Source organism: Pontibacter actiniarum (genome assembly GCF_003585765.1).
In the GTDB taxonomy this organism is placed as follows: domain Bacteria; phylum Bacteroidota; class Bacteroidia; order Cytophagales; family Hymenobacteraceae; genus Pontibacter; species Pontibacter actiniarum.
The window spans coordinates 3,783,034-3,802,284 of sequence record NZ_CP021235.1; the positions used below are offsets into that span (position 1 = coordinate 3,783,034).

The window sequence follows — 19,251 nt, forward strand, 5'->3', positions numbered from 1 at the left end:
CTTAGCACAAGTATAAACCACAGGCAAACTGCCGCCTGCGGCTTTGGCTTTAGGTTACTTTAGCTTCTGCAGCGCCTCTCGGAGCCTTACCAGCGCGGCTTTGATCTCCTCCAGCGAGGCACCTCCTACCGACAGCCTGAACCAGTTCAGGTCTTTGCCCGTGCCAAAGGCAGAGAACGGCACCACCGCCAGCTTTGCCTCGTGCAGCACATAGAACGTTATGTCCTGGCTTGTTTCCAGCACCTTGCCCTCCGGAGTGGTTTTGCCGGCCAGATCCAGTTGGGCAGAAAGGTAAATGGCCCCCATCGGCTCAATGGCATCCACAGCGAAGCCATCTGACTTCAGCTGCTGAAAACCGTTGTACAGCACGTTCAGGCTCTCCTGCACCTTCGGCTTAAACTCGCTCATGAAACCGTTCACCTCCTCGGGCTGCTGCAGGAACTCCGCCATCGCCATCTGTTCGGCTTTAGGCGCCCAGGCCCCGATGTGGCCCAGTATAGACTTCATCTTATCCATCACCACAGTTGGCCCAAACGCATAGCCTACACGCACACCGGTGGCGGCAAAACACTTAGATGTACCGTCTATATAGATGGTATAGGCACGCATGTCCGGGCGCAGGCTTACCGGGTCGTAGTGCTCGGCGTTGCCAAAAGTCAGCATCCAGTAAATCTGGTCGTAGAGCATGTACAGGGGCTTCTCTCCCTCACCACGGCGGCTGTTTTCCTCCAGTACCAGGTCGCAGATCTCCTCCAGGTCCTTTTTAGAGAACATGGTGCCCGTCGGGTTCAGCGGCGAGCACAGGGCCAGCATTGTGGCTCCCTTCAGGTGCGGCTTCACGTCTTCAGCGGTCGGCATAAAGTTGTTCTCCGGCCGCGTCTTCACCTCCACCGGCGCAGCGCCAGACAGGTGGCAGTAGTGGTTGTTGTTCCAGGATGGCGTCGGGTACACAACTTTATCGCCCGGATCCACCAGGGCCATGTAGGTAGCGTAAATAAGCGGGCGCGACCCGCCGGCCACCAGAATGTCACTCTCCGGGTAGGTCAGGCCCAGGCGCTCCTGGGTAAACGCCACCACTGCTTTGCGCAGCACCGCCACTCCGTTGGCAGGCGGGTAGTTGGTGTGCCCCTGCTCATAGGCTTTGGTGATACCCTTGCGCAACTCCTCCGGAATCGGGTAGATGGCCGGGTTAAAATCGCCGATGGTGAGGTTGCAGATAGGCTCCCCTTTGGCAATCATTGCGTTCACCTCGCCAGCCACCCGAATAATTTCGGAGCCGATCAGGTTCTGCGCCATTTTAGAAACTGTCATGGTAGATAATAGGGTTTAAGAAGGTTCAGGCTAAGTTATGTATTTCCACCAAAGTATGCGCTAATTTTTCGATAATGATTATAAAACCACCTGTTTTTGACAAAGTACACACGTAAAGCCGCCCCGGATTAAACAAATGCCAAACAGAACCGATAGCAGGCGCTACCCCGCCAGAGCCACTAACTGACTTGCACCGGCCTGGCCGAAGCTATACCTTATACTTACAGTAGCCCGTGTTCCCGCTAAAAAAGCAGGGTGACGGTTAGCTTGATCCGCAGGTTGTCACGGCTATCCTCCAGGCGGTACGCGCCGTAGCGGTAAAAAGCGCCCACCCCCACGCCGCTGAACGGAGAGCTAATGATATTCTGCAGCATGAGCCCCGACTCGAAGTACCCCTTGCGCATACTGCGGTAGCTGCCTTCCGGCAGAACCTGCAGCGGCTCCTCCAGGTCTCCGATGCCTACATTGGTTACCGCCACCAGGTCGGGGGCAAAGAACCGCGTGTTAAGCAGGCGCTTCCCGAAGTTCTGAGAGAAGAACAGCGCCGCATACCTATCGGAAAAGAACTCGTAAGGCTGCATGGTTTCGAAGCCCTCGCCGGTGTATACTTTGTAACTCGGGTTGTAGCTGCCGTACCCGTTGTAGCGCGTCACCAGCGGCGCATCGCCGGCGATCCACCCTCCGGCAAACAGGAGGCTTGTTTCACCGAAGGTCCGGTGGCGCAGGGTCTTCTCCAGGCGTACATCATACTTGTTGTAGCTGTAGTCTCCGCTTAAAAAGCCGTCGAGGCCGCGGGTGTACTGCAGCCACAGCACCGGGGCCTCCTCCTGCGGCATTGGCAGAAGGCGGTTAAACTGCTGCATGTACTTTTCGCCGGGGGCATAGCGCAGCGTCAGTACTGCCTCTGTCAGGTCAAAGGCAGGGAGGGGCTGCCCCTCCTGCTCCAGCAACGTTGGCCGGCGCTCCTCCTGCCGTAACTCGGCATTTGCCTGCAGGTAGCGCAGCACCCGCCCCCGCAGCGCCACGCTTTTGTGGGTGGTGTAGTCCATTTCCGGCAGCAGGGCCCGGCGCAGGTTACCGAGCACGCCGTAGTTCCGGTCCTGCGGCAAACGGCGGCCGCCAGTCTCGAGCAGGTCCTCGAAGTACACGGCTTTCAACTGCAGCTCACGCGGCTGGTAAAGTATAACCGAGGCATCGGCGCCGTACTTGGCTTGCTTGTCTTTCAGGCCGTAGCCCCAGTACCCGCCCACCTTAAAGCGCTCAGAGAAACGGGCGTTGGTGTGGGCGCCCAGCCCCAGCCGCACCCCCTCAAAGTTACTCAGGCGAAACAGGCGGCCCAGGTCCAGGCTAAGGGGGCCAACCGGCAGCTGCTTGCTCATCAGGTACTCCAGCACGCGGATGGTACGGTCCAGCTTTTGCGCGTGGCCCACGCTGTCGAGGCGCTCGTAGGTGCGCTGCTCCAGCTGTGTCAGCGAGTCTGGCCGGTAGGCCTGGAAAAAGCTGTCGGGCTGCCGGTTGGCGTTGGGCGTCTGCTTCAGGGCTATGGCACCGAAGTCGGAGCGGCGCAGGTCCGGGTTTAGGTTGATGTTGGTGATGTAGGTGCGCAGGCGGGCGTAGGGCTGGTGCCCGTTCAAGCTTACCTGCGGAACCGTCAGCTCCACGTCCAGCTCCGTCGGGAACCAGGCCTGCCGGTCCCCCACCCGCTCATACTGCTGCTGTAGCCTGATGTTGCGCTTATCATCGTCTCCCGCCGATTGGGCCAGCACGTTCTGCACCGCCCAACCGTCGCTGTTGATGTAGAGCAGCCCTTCCAGCCCCTCAAAGTTCTTCCCCTCCTCCGGCCGGAAAGAAATCACGAACACCGTATCCCGCCCCTGCACCAGCTGCTCCTGCAGCACAAAATCATACTTGCGCGTGCTGCCCGGGCTGATGGGGCTCAGGTAGCGCTTGCCGAAGAAAACCGGCAGGTCATCGTACACAGAGAAATCGCGAGCCTCGGCGGCCACTACGCCAAAGCTCGGCTGCTGCAGCCCCGACACACGTGTGGCCAGGATGGTCTCTTTGGTAAGGTTCGGCTGCAAAAAGGCGTAGTCGGTAACGCTCTCCAGCAGGAACAGGTGCTGCTTCCGGAGCAGGCTGCGCATTCGCAGGTACGCAGAGTCCCTGGGCGAAAGCTGCAGTGTGTCGCGCAGCTCCAGCTCCCCCACATCGGTGGCGGTAAGTATAAATTTATTGTAGGTGCGGTAAGTATAGCTGTTGAGGTGCTGCAGGCGGTTCCGCTCCCGGTTTTCCGTGGCCTTCCGGATGATGCGGTGCGCCGGGTTCTCCCCTGTGCCCAACACAATCACCTCACGAAGCTGTGCCGCCGTGGGCTGCAGCTGCACGTGTATATCCTGCACCGAGTCCGGGTAAACCACGTGCGGCCTGTAGCCCACATAGCTAAAGCGAAGGCTGCGGATCGGCTGCTGGTGGCGCAGGCGGTACTCGCCCTCCAGATTGGTGGTTGTCCCGGCTTCCCCCTCATTGGCTACAATGCTCACAAACGGAAGCCGCTCCCCCGTGGCGGCATCGCGCACAGTGCCCTGCACCTGCCGCGGCTGTGCCAGTACGACCCAGGAGTGCAGGCACAAGTATAAAAACAAGAGGTGGCGAAAGTACGGCATCCCGTAAAGATAAAAAGAAAAAGGCGCTACTCCCGCAGCGCCTTTTCCTCTTCGTGAAGTATGCTTAAAACGTTACGCTCAGCCCAACCCCCGGGCTTCCGTTTGGCAGCACCGTCGGGGCCACCACGGTGTTAAGGCCTTTGTTTCTGGCCAGCTTGTCGTGCAGCCAGTATACCGTGTTCACCGACAGGATACCCACACCCGCACCGGCTAGCACATCGGCCATCCAGTGCTCGTTGTTCATCACGCGTAAAATGCCGGTGGTACTGGCAATGGCATAGCTGCCCACGCTAACCCAGGGGCTCTTGTGCCGGAACTCCTTATCCACCAACGTGGCGATAGTAAAGGCATAAGCCGTGTGGCCGGAAGGGAAAGCAGTTGCCTCCCCATTCGGCCTGTCGATGTTCGTAAGCTTCTTAGCAGGCCATACAATGGCGGAGGTCAGGGCGCCGGAGGCCAGCAGCAGCCCCGTCTGGCGACGGATATCGTGGCGGTTCTGCGACGAAAACGCATTGAAGCCATAGAGGTAGGCTACCGGCAGGAAGAAAAGGTAATCGTCTACTTTAGTGCTGAAGTGAGGGGCGAAGCGGTTACGGTCGTCGCGCGCATCGTGGCTACTGTAAAAGCCGCTGCCCTGCATGGTGTACAAGCCCGCGCCCACCAGCACCGCCGCCGGGATCAGGGCCCGCTTCAGAAAGCGTTTGTCTTCCCCCTCCCGAAGCTGCGCCTCTGTAAAAGGGTTCTTCTGCCCGGGGTAAACCGTATCCGCCGGAGCCGCGAGCACGTCTGCCGACGCGGTATCCGGGGATATGTGCGAAAGGGTCTCAGTAGAGAGGGCAGCCAGGCTAGCCGATACGCCGGCCCCTGTACCTGGCTGTTGCTGTGCCTGCGCCAGCACCGGGTTTACCAGCACAAGCAGCCACAGCAGGTGTGCAGTCAGTTGCTTCTTTAGTTTCAAAATGATCTTATGGTTTGGTTGAGTTTTATTAGAAACTACTTTTTCGCATTTTTTGTGCCATCCCCGCTCACTTTCTGTAGCAGCTGAGTATACTTGTCGCTTCCGGCTTTCCTCCTGGGTGCCTTTGCCGGAGCACTCAGCACCTAATTGACTTCGCGGGGCAGGGAAGCAACGCACTTCTATCCGCCGCCGGGTGCCCTCCTGTCCTTACCGCTGCGGCAGGTGTCTGCCCGCTCTCCCCCACGAGGCGAGCAGTGCCCGCCAAACCATTATTCGCGCGCGGCCTGCAACTGTAGCACCAGAACATAGTATATTTAGCTACACCAAACGCCCCAGTGCCACATGAAACTGCTGACTGCCGCACAAACACGAGAAGCCGATGCCTACACGATTAACGAAGAAGGAATTTCCTCTATTGATTTGATGGAGCGCGCCGCAAAGGCCTTTACCTGTTGGTTCGAGAACAAGTTTCAGCCGAGCGAGCAGGTGCACGTCTTCTGTGGGCCCGGCAACAACGGTGGCGATGGACTGGCAGCGGCGCGGCTACTGCACGAGCGCAAGTATAGCGTGCACGTGTATTTGGTAGGCGACACCTCGAATCCCTCCGAAGACTTTAAGACGAACCTGGAGCGGCTACCGCAGGGGCTGGAGCCGACGCGTGTAGAGCAGGAAAACAGCCTGCCTGCCCTTAACGGTAAGGCCTGTGTAGTGGACGCCCTTTTCGGAACCGGCCTGAACCGCCCCGTCACCGGCTTGTATGCCGCGCTGATCCGGCTGCTGAACGAGAGCGGTGCCACCGTTTCCTCCATCGACATGCCCTCCGGCCTCTACCCCGACAGCCAGACACCGGAGGAAGGAGCCATTATCAAAGCAAACTACACCATCAGCTTTGAGCTTCCGAAGCTGGCTTTCCTGCTGCCACAGCACGAGGAGTATGTAGGGGAGTGGCATGTGGTACCGATTGGGCTGAGCCAGCAGTTTGTTGCGGATGCGAAGACGAACCTGTACGTAACCACCCAGAGCGACATACAGCACCTGCTGAAGCCTCGCAAGAAGTTCTCCCACAAAGGACTCTACGGGCATGCCCTGCTGCTTTGCGGCGGCTATGGCAAAATAGGCGCCGCAGTGCTCTCTGCCCGTGCCTGCCTCCGCGGCGGCATCGGCCTGCTGACGGTGCAGGTGCCACAGGCAGGCTACACCATTCTGCAAACGGCCGTGCCCGAAGCCATGACGCTTACAGACAAAAACCGCAAGCACCTCTCGGAGCTTCCCAAGGAGATTGACAAGTATGATGTGATCGGCATCGGCCCCGGGCTGGGCACAGAGCGCGTTACCAAAACGGCTATCGGGCAGCTGTTGGCCACAGCCTCGCACCCGATGGTAATCGACGCGGACGCCATCAACATTATCGCCAGCAGCGATAAGCTAAAGATGCAGCTCCCCAGGAACAAGGTTATCTTCACGCCCCACCCCAAAGAGTTTGAGCGACTGGTGGGCAAGGTAAAAAACGATTACGACCGCCTGCAGCACCTGCGCGAGTTTTGCCTGGAATATCAATGCTACGTTACGCTGAAGGGAAGCCACACCGCCATCGGCACCCCGGAGGGCAAAGTATACTTTAACACCACCGGCAACTCAGGGATGGCCACCGGCGGCACCGGCGATGTGCTCACCGGGGTTATTACCGCCCTGGCGGGGCAGCAGTACTCCCTGGAGGAAGCCTGTCTGCTGGGGGTGTACCTCCACGGCCTGGCAGCCGACCTGGCCCTACACGCTGTGGGAGAGGTAGCCATGACAGCCTCAGACGTGATCGATTTCCTGCCGAAGGCACTGCTCCACCTTAGCCAGCCAAGGCCATAGCCATTATCACCAGCCCCGCATGCAGCAGCATGGCTCCATCCGCCAGGATGGCATAGTATAAACGGGGGCGGCCCGTGGACGAGAACAGCACCACCAGGGCAGCTCCCGCGGCACTTGCCAGCAGCGCCCCCAACACCAGCCCGTGCTCGCTCTGCACCAGCACCAGCATGTACAGCAGCAGCAGCGCCAGCGAGATCAGCTTGGTTCTGCGCACCCCTGCCCAACCCGGAAAGGTGAGGGTGTTTGTGGTTTGGTCATAGGCATAGTCGCGGATATCAAAAAGCAGGGCCAGCGCCAGGATAAACAGGAAACGGCGGAAGAAGAGCCATAGCGCCTCCGGCTGCCACACCTGCATACCTGCATCCAGCAACGGGAACAGCGCCGTTACCACGGCCCACACATAGGCGATTAGGAACACCTTTAGCAGCGGCACGCTCCGCAGCGGTTTTATACGGCGGCGCTTGTAGAGCACCGGCACCGTGTACCCCACCGATATCACGGCCAGGTGCAGCAGGAACCACAGGTTTATGCGCAGCCCAAACCAGAAGTACACGCCCACGGCCACTCCGATACTTAGCAGCCCCAGCACCGCCAGCTCTCTTTTGTGCCGCTGCCCCCAGACGGGGTCTTCCCTGTCTAAGGTTTGGCGGGGGCGGCGCAGGATGCTCTGCAGGCTGCTGAGGTTATAGGTAAAAAGGGTGGCCAGAAAGATGAAGGCCGCCATCGGCAACGACACCGGGAGCCCCGCCAGCAGGTAAGTCTCCACAGCCAGGGCAAAGGCACAGCACGAGATAAAGACGCTGCTGTACAGCAGCCCCTCCAGCAGCCGGTACGGGCGGTGCCGCACGCTTTTCTCGCCAATGCTTTTGTTCGCTTCCATCCTACCTTGCAATTACGCAACAATTCTGCGCCCAATCAAACGCAGCCACACCTGACGTCTAAAAACAAGAAAGCCCGGCACAGGAAATCCCACGCCAGGCTTAACAGGAAAAGTAAGTTTATTAGAGTGCCTTCTCGCGTTGGCTAGGCTCTCCAAAAGTAGTGTTGTACAGCTCAATGCTCTCCTGTATGATTTTGTAAGCGTGCTCACGCCCCAGGAACTGCTCCACGATCACCTCTTTGTTCTCCAGCTTCTTATAGTCTTCGAAGAAGCGGCGCATCTCCAGCAGGGTGTGCGGCGGCAATTCTGAGATATCGTTGATGTGGCGCACCGACATGTCATTGTAGGCTACGGCAATGATTTTATCATCCTCTTCATTATTGTCGATCATCTGCATCACCCCGATCACTTTCGCATCGATCAGGCACATAGGCTGTACGTCGATGGAGCAGATCACCAGGATATCCAGGGGGTCTTTGTCGTCGCAGTATGTTTGAGGGATAAAGCCGTAGTTGGCCGGGTAGTTCACGGAAGAAAAAAGCACGCGGTCCAGCTTCAGCATACCGCTTTCCTTATCTAACTCATACTTTGCTTTCGATCCTTTCGGAATTTCAATGATAGCTGTTACCACCTCTGGCGACATTTCGCCGTAGCTCACGCTATGCCATGGATTGTTGTTGTCCATATTTTCCATATTCATCTTTAAGTTATAAACGCGCCGTCAACTATTGATCTTCTTCAGGCGCTATGGTTCTTTTATTTCATGTATACTTGTAAAGGTTCGCCCACGCTGCCGTTGGGCTCCTGAATGTACAGCCAGTAAGCGATAGTGGCGGCAATATCAGACACCTCGGCTTCAGCGCTGCTTTCCCCCTGCGGCACATTCCAACCGTACCAGACGAGCGGCACGTGCGTATCGTAGTTTGCGTATGAGCCGTGTGTGGAGCCTGTGTTTCCGTACCCTTCAAACCAGGCCGGCTCCAGCACCAGTATAACGTCTCCGGAGCGTTTGGCACTGTAGCCGTTCTCTACGCGCGACATCATTCCTTTTTCCCAGTTGGTGCGCTGCAGGGCAGTGGCTGTTACGGTTTTCATCACGCCGTTCAGCCCCTGCAAATAAGCTGCCACCTGCTGCTGCACCTCTTCCAGGTTCAGCTTTTTGCCTGCTATCAGCTCATGGTTCAGGTACACCTGCTGATTGCTGTAGCGCTGCACCCAATTGCCTTTGCCGTACTGCCTGGTCATAAAGCCGCTCAGCGAGTCGCGCACCGTCTTGGAGAAGCTGAGCCCGGTCGGCACTTTCATTTCTTCCAAAAAGGCGGGCACGTGCGCCCCGCCGTGGTCGGCCGTCAGGAAGAAGAGCACTTCTCCTTTGCCAACCTCGTTTTCGATTTGGCTGATCAGTTCCGCCATCTCCCGATCGAGGCGCAGAAACACGTCCTCTGCCTCAACGGAGTTAGGGCCGAAGGTGTGGCCTACGTAATCTGTCGAAGAGAAGCTAACCGTCAGGAAGTCGGTGATGTCGTCTTTCCCAAGCTCCTCACCACGCAGTGCCGCCAAGGCAAAGTCTTTGGTGATGGTGTTGCCTGCCGGTATGGAGCGAATCAGCTCATATTCCTCCCCGCGAAGCGCCGGAATGTTGTGCGGGAACACCGGCTTCTCTTCATTCTGCAGCGTTCCTTCCCACGGCACATCGTCCGCAGTGCTTTCCGTGTACTGCTCAATCGGCAGCAGTGTTTCCCAAGGCTGGCTAAGGTACTGGTCTGCCAGCTTTTTATCGTTAAACTCCCGTACCCAGGCCGGCAGATCCTCGCGGTAGAACGTACTGGTGATCCAGTTGCCGCTCGGCGAGTCGAACCAGTAGGCGGCATTCGCCAAGTGGCCTGCCGGAAGTATGGAGCCCCTGTCTTTCAGCGCCACCCCGATTACCTTGGCTCCTTTGTTGGTTGCCAGTCGCAGTTCGTCGGTGATGGTGGTCGTTTTCAGGTTGGCCGGCGACATCTGACCCGCCGTGGAGCTGCTCCCCACCGTTTGCACGGTATTGTCTTCTACACAATATACAACTTTATTCTGATCGCGGTCATACCAGCTGTTGCCGATGATGCCGTTAATGGCCGGCACGCTTCCGGTATAGATAGAAGCATGGCCAGGCGCCGTGTAGGTCGGCACGTAGTTGTAGTGCGTGTTTCTAAAGCTAAACCCTTCTGACAGCAGCTTCTTGAAGCCATCGTTGCCGTACTTGCTCCAGTAGCGGTACAGGTAGTCGTAGCGCATTTGGTCTACCACAATGCCTACAACCAGCTTTGGCCGCTGAAACACCGGTTGGTTATTTGTGGCTGCAGCCGCCGGTGTTTTTGTAGAGGAGGAGTTTTGGGTGGCTCCGGCACAGGCGCCTAACAGCAGCAAGCTTGCCGCCGCCGTTTTTGCCCATGCTACATGCTTCAAAAGGGTCATATATTTCATGTTACTGTAGTTCGCTTGCTACAAATATAACAAGTACACTTTACTAATGCCGTTTGTGTTGCACGATAACCTGTTCTTTACCTTTTAATAACCTACTGGCGAACAGGCAGCCGTAAAAAACAAGCAGCGCCCACCTGTGGTGATGGGCGCTGCTCCTGTGCTTTTCTTTCTTGTTATTTTGCAGCCAAAGCTTCGGCACCACCCACGATTTCGAGGATCTCTTTGGTGATGGCCGCCTGACGCGTCCTGTTGTAGGTCAGTTTCAGCTGCTTCAGTAGCTCGCCGGCGTTTTCCGTCGCTTTGTCCATGGCGGTCATTCGGGCTCCATGCTCAGAGGCATTGGACTCCAGCACGGCCTTGTACACCTGGATCTTCAGCGATTTCGGGATCAGCTCCTCAATGATCTGCTCCTTCGACGGCTCAAAGGTGTAGTCGATCAGCAGCGTAGCCGCGTCAACTTCCTCGGCCGGCTTCTCCTCAATAGGCAGGAACTGCTCCTGGCGCACGATCTGCGTAGCCACGTTTTTGAACTCGTTGTACACAATGTCCACCTGGTCAAACTCGCCTGCCACAAAACCGGCCATGGCACGCTCTGCAGCGGCACGCACCGTGTCGAAAGACAGGTTAGCGAAGGAGTTGCTGTAGTCGCCGATTACGTTGAAGCCTCTCTTGCGGAAGGCATCAAAGCCCTTGCGGCCGATCGTCAGGATGGTTACCCTCCCGGCATCGTACTGGCTCTTATACTTGCCATTGACCAACGCCATCACCCCTTTTACAATGTTGGAGTTAAAGGCACCGGCCAGACCACGGTCAGAGGTTATGGCAATAAGTAAGACGCTGTTTACTTCCCGCTTCTCGGCGTACACGTTTGTTACAGCACCCTCTGCCATAGAAGACAGGTTTGTCAGGATGCCGCTCAGGCGCTGGGCGTAAGGGCGCATACGCATGATGCTATCCTGCGCGCGTCTTAGCTTGGCAGCCGACACCATTTTCATGGCTTTCGTGATTTGCTGCGTCGATGAGATCGATGTAATGCGGCCTCTAACCTCTTTTAAACTTGCCATATTATGTTGCTATGAGCAAAAGCTGGAGGTTAAAGACAGTTATCTCTACCCTCCAGCCTCTATACTTAAAGTCTATTTGTTGTACTTCGCAGAAGTTTCCTTCGCCACCTGCTTGATTGCAGCAGTTGTTTCGTCATCCAGCTTACCAGCTCTCAGCGCGTTCAGGGCGCCTGCATGCTGTGCACGCAACGTGCGCAGGAAGTCTTTCTCGAAGTTTCTTACTTCTGTTACCGGAACTGCATCCAGAAGGCCGTTGGTAGCGGCGTAGATAGTGGCTACCTGCTCCTCTACCGGCACTGGTGAGTACTGTGCCTGCTTCAGGATCTCCAGGTTACGACGGCCACGCTCAATTGTCAGCTTAGTGGCAGCGTCCAGGTCAGAGCCGAACTTCGCAAAAGCTTCCAGTTCGCGGAACTGCGCCTGGTCCAGCTTCAGGGTACCGGCTACTTTCTTCATCGACTTGATCTGAGCCGAGCCACCCACGCGTGATACCGAGATACCTACGTTAATGGCCGGACGGATACCTGCGTTGAAGAGGTTCGTCTCCAGGAAGATCTGACCATCCGTAATCGAAATTACGTTTGTTGGGATATAGGCAGAAACGTCACCAGCCTGTGTCTCGATGATTGGAAGGGCCGTTAGGGAGCCACCGCCTTTCACCAGGTGCTTGATAGAATCTGGCAGGTCGTTCATGTTCTGAGCAATCTCATCCGACGCGTTGATTTTCGCAGCGCGCTCCAGCAAGCGGGAGTGCAGGTAGAAAACGTCACCTGGATAAGCCTCACGCCCCGGTGGGCGACGCAGCAGCAGAGACACCTCACGGTAGGCTACCGCTTGCTTCGAAAGGTCGTCATAAACCACCAGTGCAGGACGGCCCGTGTCACGGAAGAACTCGCCAATGGCAGCACCCGTAAACGGCGCGAAGAACTGCATTGGAGCAGGGTCAGCGGCAGAAGCGGCTACAACTACGGTGTAATCCATCGCACCACCTTCTGTCAGGGCTTTCACTACCTGCGCCACAGTAGAGGCTTTCTGGCCAATCGCCACGTAGATACAGAAAACAGGCTCGCCTCTTTCGAAGAACTCGCGCTGGTTCAGGATAGTATCGATTGCAACCGCAGTCTTACCTGTCTGGCGGTCGCCGATAATCAACTCACGCTGACCACGGCCGATCGGAATCATAGAGTCGATCGCCTTGATACCAGTTTGCATTGGCTCGTTTACCGGCTGGCGGTAGATAACGCCCGGTGCTTTACGCTCCAGTGGCATTTCGTACAGCTCTCCGGCAATAGGGCCTTTACCGTCGATCGGCAGGCCCAGTGTGTTTACCACACGTCCTATAATGCCATCGCCTACTTTGATAGAGGCAATGCGGTTTGTTCTTTTTACAGTGGCGCCCTCTTTGATCTCGCTGTAGTCGCCGAGCAATACGGCACCTACGTTGTCCTCTTCCAGGTTCAGAACGAGTGCCTGCAGACCATTCTCAAACTCTAAAAGCTCACCAGACTGAGCCTTGGAAAGGCCATAGATACGAGCGACACCGTCACCCACTTGCAGTACAGTACCTACTTCTTCCAGTTCCGCTTCGGTACGGAAGTTAGATAACTGTTCTCTTAATATGGCTGATACTTCGTCAGGTCTTACTTCTGCCATGATTATAGTTGATTAATATATGGGTTGTCTTTAAATTGATTTCTCAGCTTGCGAAGGCTGTTCTTCACAGAGCTGTCGATTTGTTGATCTCCTACACGCAGCACAAATCCGCCGATCAGGCTAGGGTCTACGCGCTCGATCAGTTCTATGCGCTTGCCAGTCTGAGCCACCAGCTTTTGGCCTAGCTCATCGCGCAGGGCCGGGGTAAGCGGAGCAGCCGAAACGACCTCAGCCGTTTGGATGCCCTGCAGCTCTCTGTACTGATCCTGGAAGGAGGTAGCCACCGCCTCCAGAATAGACTCGCGGTTTTTGCGGGCAATCAGGTTAAAGAAAGCTAACGTCAGCTCCTGCACCTTGCCTTTGAAAACGGCATTTATCACGGACAGCTTTTTGTCCGATTTGACAATCGGGTTCTCCAGCAGCAGTTTGAAATCGCGGTTCTGAGAAACTACCTGCGTGAACAGCTGCATATCTGCATTTACCTGCTCCAGCACTTGCTTCTCATTCGCCAGCTCAATCAGCGACTTCGCGTACCTGGAAGCAACTCTAATATCTGACATAGTGCTTGTTTATAATGGAGCGGCGCGCCGGGGCAGGCCGCATTCATTCTTTGTTAGTTTAGCGTTACTTCACGAATGTAATCCTGCGCCAGTGTCTGCTGGGCAGACTTGTCGCTCAGCTCTCTTCTCAGGATTTGCTCAGCAATCTCCAGCGACAGCGTTGCGGCCATGTTCTTCACCTCCGTGATGGCAGCACGCTTTTCGTTCTCGATCGCCTCACGCGCATTGGCGATCATACGCGTACCTTCTTCGTTAGCCTTCTGCTTGGCTGTCTCCACGATGCTGTTGCCAGCCTCTGTAGCCTCCTGCAAAATTTTGTCGCGCTCCATGCGGGCCTCAGCCAAAAGCTTTTCGTTGTCGGCTTTCAGCGCCTGCATCTCCAGCTTCGCTTTCTCGGCTGCGCTCAGGGCGTTCTCGATAGAAGACTCACGCTCGTGCAGCGCGTTCATAATCGGCTTCCACGCAAATTTACCAAGCAGGAACAGAACGATCAGGAACGTTACCGTCTGCCAGAAAAGTAGACCTATACCAGGGGTTACTAATTCCATTGTTTATGAAGGTTGAATACTAGTTTCTTTCTTTGAGCGGCCACCCTGGCCGCTTTTAACTATAACTGAACTATGGGTTAATCTCACCGTCTGGGCCATGCGCCCAGACGTGAGATCAATAAGCATGTTAGCTTTGTTACCTTAAGATAAGATAATTAAGCAATAGCGATCAGAAGACACACTACCACACCGAACAGGGTTACACCCTCGATAAGTGCAGAAGAGATGATCATGGCAGTCTGGATTTTGCCACCAGCCTCTGGCTGACGAGCAATAGATTCCATAGCTGAACCACCGATGCGACCGATACCAAGACCAGCGCCCAGGGCAACTAGACCTGCACCGATACCGGCACCCATGATACCAAGACCAGCGCCTTCAGAAACAGCTTGAAGCAAGATTGCTAACAACATAGTTATAGTTATATATAGTTAAAAAAATAAAATTCTGATTAATGATGATCCTCTGCGTGATCGTGCTCTTCTACCGCCCCGCCGAAGTACATGGCAGAAAGCAGCGTAAAGATATAAGCCTGCAGCAGCGCCACGAACAACTCCAGGAAGTTCATAAAGGTCGCGAATGCCACGCTAAGCGGCCCCACGGCCACACTTCTAAAGATAAAGATCAAACTGAACAGCGACAGGATGATAATGTGCCCCGCCGTAATGTTGGCAAAAAGACGAACCATCAGGGAGAATGGCTTTGTCAGGATACCGATTAACTCTACCGGGATCATGATCGGGGCAAGCCATGTAGGCACGCCCGGCGTCGCGAAGATGTGCTTCCAGTAGCTTTTGTTACCGCTAAACACAGTGATAAGCAGGGTGATCAGGGCCAGCACCAGCGTTACTGCAATGTTTCCGGTTAAGTTGGCACCACCCGGCATTAGGCCCAGGAGGTTGTTAAACCAGATAAAGAAGAACACGGTGAGCAGGTACGGCATGTAACGCTCATACTTAGGGCCAATGTTCGCCTTGGCAATCTCATCACGGATAAAGATGATGATCGGCTCAAAGAAGGACTGAATACCGCTAGGAGCGCTTTTCGGATTGTTTTTGTAACGGCCTGCGATAACAAAGAAGATTATCAGCAGCAGGGCCACACTAATAAACATGGAGGCCACGTTCTTAGTGATAGAGAAATCATACAGCGCGGCGTGATCCTCTACTGGCTCACCAGCCTCATCCACTCGCACGATATGCCCATGCTCCATCGCATACCCGTTGTACGGCTGTCTTTCGTGAAACTCATCATAGAAGTTCCCGGAAGAAAAAACCTTCAATTCGCCATTATCCACCAGTATAACAGGCAGGTACAGAACTGCACCTTCAGCAAATTCCCAGATATAATCATCCGCAATGTGGTGCGTGATCATTTCACCTGGCTGAAACACTTCACCTTCAGCCGGCGCCTTAGCAGAAGCAGTCAGCGTCAGGAGGGAAAACAATAGAACGAATAACCTCTTCATTAATAATGATTTAGGAGCAAGATTTTACAGACAGAACCTACCGTTAATTCTGCCCTCTCAAATGCGGGCGCAAGTTAGCCAACAAACTGTAAATTTCAAACCCGGTAAACAGGAAATATAACGCAAAGAAGTTGAAAACGAAGTGCAACCGCCCCTCCTTGAAGAACCACACGTAGAGCCCCACGACACCGATGCTGAGCACCACCCGGAAACCCATAGAGGCAAAATAGTATACCTGGAAGTTCTCAGGGTCGTTTTTGTACCCTAATTGGGTAAGATAGTAGGTAAACCCGGTAATGAAAACGAAGAAAATAAGGATGTGCCAGATAAAGCTGTGCAGCAGGCTGTAACCTGTAAATTGCAGCAAGGCCCCGATAAGTACACAAAGTATGGCCGTCAGGATAGCCAGGTTTCGAAAGAACTTCACGCCTGTTACTTTTTATTTATAGATATAATAGTCAAAACCATAGTCGCCACCACGGCAAGCAGCAGCAGCACAATTGTAAACCAGGGCTTCCGGTTGCCTACGTACTCATCCAGCTCGCGGCCCGCAAAGGCAGCCAGCACCAGCGCGCCGATCATCTGAAATGCCATACCCGAGTACTTCACGTAAGGCTTTATACTTTCCTGCCGGCGCTGCTCTGGCTTTTCTTCTTTTTGCGGAGCGTTGTTGTCCATGTGCTTCTCAAGTTTGCAAAGATATTCCTTTTTACGGGCTTCTTCACCAAAGCAGCGCAACTCGCCGCAAAGTATGCCTCGCCTGAAACCATTTAGAATTTTGTATAGTTCAATAGCAGGCCCCAAAAGAGCTATTTGCTTAACTATCCGATGTTTATTGTATTTTTGTAAAAGCCCCTTTGGCACACAGCGCCTATAACTATTGTTACAGAAACGGCTGTCGCCTGAGTGCCTATACTTTTAGCAAGAACCACGACGTTTATACCTTATATACATAGTGCCCAGACACCCTGCTCATACCATTGCCTTGAATAAGAAACCGCTGCACCTGTTCTTTATACTTGCCGGGCTCCTGCTTGCGGCCTGTTCTGCCGAGCGCAACAACCCGCTTAGCAAAGCCTACCACAACACCACGGCGCGCTATAACGGCTATTTCCTGGCCAAGGAGAAGATGCGCCTGCTGGAGGAGCAACTCCAGGAGCAGATGCAGTATGACTACAGCCAGGTGCTGCCCATTTACCCGCCCATCGACTCCACCACCGCCAAAGCGCTGGCTGCCGACCTGGAGGATATCAAGAAGAAAGCCTCTTTCCCGATACAGTACCACAAAAACAGCAAGTGGGTAGACAACAGCTATACCCTGATAGGCAAGGCAAACTACTACGACCTGGGCTTTGCGGAGGCCGTCCGCACCTTTAAATATGTAAACGCCAACAGCAAGAGCAAAGACGACCGCCACGAGGCACTGGTGTGGCTCATGCGCTCGTTCATGCAGCTGGGCGAGATGGAGAATGCCAAGCAGGTGTCGGAGTACCTGCGCAAGGAGCGCCTGAACAAAGAAAACGCCCGTGAGCTGTACCTGGCCCGCGCCCACTACTACCGTTTGGAGGGCGACACGGCACAGGTTATGGAGAACCTCGCTTACTCCATCCCTAACTTTGACGACAAAGACGCACAGTCGCGGGTGCGGTATACGCTGGGCCAACTCTACCAGCTTGCCGGCGAAGACAAGAAGGCCAACAAACAGTACAGCAAAGTGCTGCGCAGCAACCCTCCCTACGACCTCGCCTTTTTCAGCCGCCTGAACCTGGGGCAGGTAACGGAGCTGGCGGACAAGTCTGACCGGGAGCGGATTGAGGGCTATTACCAAAAGCTGCTCAAAGACGACAAGAACAAGGAATACCGCGATAAGATCTACTACGAGATGGCGCAGTTCGAGCTTCGCCAGCAGCACTACGACAAGGCGCTGGAGTACCTGAACCAGTCGCTGCGGACGCCGGGGGCCTTACCAAACCAGAACGCCTACAGCTACGTGTCTGCCGGTGAGATACACTTCGATAACCTGCACCAGTACGACCTGGCCGCCGCCTACTACGACAGCGCCGTGCAGGTATACCCCAAAAACGCCATCACGTACGAAGCCGTGGCCGAGCGCCGCGATGTGTTGGCAGACTTCGCCCAGCAGTACAGCACCATCGCCACGCAAGACAGCCTGCAGCGCCTGGCTAAAATGCCGGAGGCCGAGCGCATGGCATTTCTGCAGCAGCTCGTGCAGCAGGAGGAAGCGGCACGCCTCGCGGAGCAGGAAAAGCAACAGCAGCTGGCCAGGCAGCAGGAAGTGCAGCAAAACCGCCGCCAGAACCGCAACAACAGTGGCGGTGACTTTGGCACCGCCACCAGCACCGGTGGCGTGTGGTACTTCGACAACCCTTCGGCCATGGCGACAGCACGCGCTGAGTTTACCCGCCGTTGGGGCGACCGTCCGAACCAGGATTTCTGGCGCGTTCGCAGCCGGGGCGAAGCCGGCAGCAACGAGGCTGTCATCGCTCAGGCACCTGAAGCCCAGGAAGCGGTAGAGGAGCAGACGCCCGAGGAGCGGATGCAGGCACAGGTAGAGACGTATTTAACAGACATTCCGCTTAACACAGCCGCTCTGCAGCGTTCTGAGAAGCAGGTAGAGGAGGCATTGTTCCGCCTGGGAGGCATTTATGCGCAGAGGCTAAAGGCACCGGCCGAGGCCATCAGCACTTACGAACAACTGCTGCAGCGCTTCCCGCGCACCGAGCACGCAGCCGAAGCTTACTACAGCCTGTACCTGCTCTACGGCCGCACCGAAAACACAGCACAGCAGCAGGCATACCACGCCAAAATAAAGGAGCAGTTCCCGAACACGGTGTATGCCCGCCTGCTGGATGATGAAGGCTTCCGGGAAAAAAACGCCATCAACAACATTAAGGTGCATGCCCTGTATGACTCTGCCTACGCTCACTACGAGGCACAGGAGTACCCGCAGGCGGTAGTGCTGCTAAACCGTATCACGGCGCAGTACCCCCTCAACGACATTCAGGACAAAGTGATGTTTTTGGACGCGATGGTGGCCGCCCGCACTGAAAAGCCACAGGTGCTGCGCGACAAGCTGACCCGCTTTAAACAAGAGCATCGCGGCAGCCCGCTCGTAAAAAAGGCGGATAAAATGCTGGCCACTTACCAGGACCTGGAGCAGAAGAACCAGCTGCGCGCCGAGGCCCCAACCCCTCCGGCCCCCACACAAAAGGAGCCGGAGCAAACACCGGAGCAAAAAGTTAGCACAGAAATTGCACAGGCTACAGCGTCAGTGGCCAAGGCCACGCCGGTGCTGTCGCCGTCAGTAAGCACTCCGGCTAAAGTTAAAGAGCAGCCAGACACAGCTGCCGTGCCACAGCAACAGGCCCAGCCAAAAGAAGCTGTATCACCTGTCGCTACACCGGCTGATGCCACTGACACGCCAGCCGCTGACCCGCTGGAGTACAAAGCAGAGGCTGACTCGGCTTATTACTATGTGTTGATTTACCCGGCTGCTGAGGCGGCCTTCAAAGACATTCAGCAGAAGTATGAAAAGTATAACAGCACTTACTACAAGAACCAGCGGTTGGAAATTGACTCTGTGGCCTTTAGTGGCAGTAAGGCGATGCTGGTTGTGCGCGGCTTCCAGGACCCGCAGTTAGCTGCCTCCTACAACATCAAACAAAAGGCGCCGCAGGCTCCGGTTGGTAGAATTAGAGGCGTAGATTTCACTACCTTTGCAATCTCTTCTGCCAACTATCAGAAATTTATGCAGAAGAGAGATCCGGACGTTTACCTGACCTTCTTCAAAAACAACTTTTAA

Annotated in this window: 16 protein-coding genes; 2 read left to right on the forward strand and 14 right to left on the reverse strand. The window is 55.5% G+C overall.

Going from position 1 to position 19,251, the window contains the following annotated elements; all coding sequences use genetic code 11:
• Window positions 1-54: 54 nt before the first annotated feature.
• The 3 genes from CA264_RS16310 to CA264_RS16320 all read right to left on the reverse strand — a co-directional run bounded on the left by CA264_RS16310 (window position 55) and on the right by CA264_RS16320 (window position 4,932).
• The gene (locus CA264_RS16310; protein WP_025608457.1) at window positions 55-1,311 is read right to left on the reverse strand and encodes a pyridoxal phosphate-dependent aminotransferase; all 1,257 of its coding nucleotides are present in this window, start codon (window positions 1,309-1,311) and stop codon (window positions 55-57) included.
• 242 nt (window positions 1,312-1,553) lie between these two features.
• Window positions 1,554-3,974, reverse strand: coding sequence for a DUF5686 and carboxypeptidase-like regulatory domain-containing protein (locus CA264_RS16315; RefSeq protein WP_025608458.1), 2,421 nt, complete (start codon window positions 3,972-3,974; stop codon window positions 1,554-1,556).
• Between the two features lie 64 nt (window positions 3,975-4,038).
• Complete coding sequence (locus CA264_RS16320; protein ID WP_025608459.1) at window positions 4,039-4,932, reverse strand: phosphatase PAP2 family protein; 894 nt, start codon at window positions 4,930-4,932, stop codon at window positions 4,039-4,041.
• Window positions 4,933-5,274: 342 nt separating this feature from the next.
• Here CA264_RS16320 and CA264_RS16325 point away from each other — a divergent pair, with 342 nt between their 5' ends.
• Window positions 5,275-6,792, forward strand: coding sequence for a bifunctional ADP-dependent NAD(P)H-hydrate dehydratase/NAD(P)H-hydrate epimerase (locus CA264_RS16325; protein ID WP_025608460.1), 1,518 nt, complete (start codon window positions 5,275-5,277; stop codon window positions 6,790-6,792).
• Here CA264_RS16325 and CA264_RS16330 read toward each other — a convergent pair.
• The 11 genes from CA264_RS16330 to CA264_RS16380 form a co-directional block, all read right to left on the reverse strand.
• A complete protein-coding gene (locus CA264_RS16330; RefSeq protein ID WP_025608461.1) occupies window positions 6,773-7,672 on the reverse strand; it encodes a UbiA prenyltransferase family protein in 900 nt (299 codons plus the stop codon). The genes CA264_RS16325 and CA264_RS16330 overlap by 20 nt on opposite strands.
• A 121-nt stretch (window positions 7,673-7,793) precedes the next feature.
• Window positions 7,794-8,372, reverse strand: a complete 579-nt coding sequence (locus tag CA264_RS16335) for an inorganic diphosphatase (protein ID WP_211233411.1) — start codon at window positions 8,370-8,372, stop codon at window positions 7,794-7,796.
• A gap of 56 nt (window positions 8,373-8,428) precedes the next feature.
• Window positions 8,429-10,126, reverse strand: a complete 1,698-nt coding sequence (gene pafA, locus CA264_RS16340; protein WP_025608463.1) for an alkaline phosphatase PafA — start codon at window positions 10,124-10,126, stop codon at window positions 8,429-8,431.
• Window positions 10,127-10,308: 182 nt separating this feature from the next.
• The gene (atpG, locus tag CA264_RS16345) at window positions 10,309-11,199 is read right to left on the reverse strand and encodes an ATP synthase F1 subunit gamma (protein ID WP_025608464.1); all 891 of its coding nucleotides are present in this window, start codon (window positions 11,197-11,199) and stop codon (window positions 10,309-10,311) included.
• A 72-nt stretch (window positions 11,200-11,271) separates the two neighbouring features.
• Window positions 11,272-12,852, reverse strand: a complete 1,581-nt coding sequence (gene atpA / locus CA264_RS16350; RefSeq protein ID WP_025608465.1) for a F0F1 ATP synthase subunit alpha — start codon at window positions 12,850-12,852, stop codon at window positions 11,272-11,274.
• A gap of 2 nt (window positions 12,853-12,854) precedes the next feature.
• Entirely contained in the window at window positions 12,855-13,412 is a 558-nt protein-coding gene (gene atpH / locus CA264_RS16355) for an ATP synthase F1 subunit delta (protein ID WP_025608466.1), read from the reverse strand.
• Window positions 13,413-13,465: 53 nt separating this feature from the next.
• Window positions 13,466-13,960: a F0F1 ATP synthase subunit B gene (locus tag CA264_RS16360; RefSeq protein WP_025608467.1), complete on the reverse strand. Its 495-nt coding sequence runs from the start codon at window positions 13,958-13,960 to the stop codon at window positions 13,466-13,468.
• A 155-nt stretch (window positions 13,961-14,115) separates the two neighbouring features.
• Window positions 14,116-14,373: an ATP synthase F0 subunit C gene (atpE, locus tag CA264_RS16365; RefSeq protein ID WP_025608468.1), complete on the reverse strand. Its 258-nt coding sequence runs from the start codon at window positions 14,371-14,373 to the stop codon at window positions 14,116-14,118.
• Between the two features lie 38 nt (window positions 14,374-14,411).
• Complete coding sequence (gene atpB, locus CA264_RS16370; RefSeq protein WP_025608469.1) at window positions 14,412-15,428, reverse strand: F0F1 ATP synthase subunit A; 1,017 nt, start codon at window positions 15,426-15,428, stop codon at window positions 14,412-14,414.
• Between the two features lie 43 nt (window positions 15,429-15,471).
• Window positions 15,472-15,855, reverse strand: coding sequence for a hypothetical protein (locus CA264_RS16375; RefSeq protein WP_025608470.1), 384 nt, complete (start codon window positions 15,853-15,855; stop codon window positions 15,472-15,474).
• Between the two features lie 5 nt (window positions 15,856-15,860).
• A complete protein-coding gene (locus tag CA264_RS16380) occupies window positions 15,861-16,106 on the reverse strand; it encodes an AtpZ/AtpI family protein (RefSeq protein WP_025608471.1) in 246 nt (81 codons plus the stop codon).
• A 307-nt stretch (window positions 16,107-16,413) separates the two neighbouring features.
• Between CA264_RS16380 and porW the strand changes: the two genes are divergently transcribed.
• Window positions 16,414-19,251 (forward strand): type IX secretion system periplasmic lipoprotein PorW/SprE, encoded by a 2,838-nt coding sequence (gene porW, locus CA264_RS16385; RefSeq protein ID WP_025608472.1) that lies wholly within the window; start codon window positions 16,414-16,416, stop codon window positions 19,249-19,251.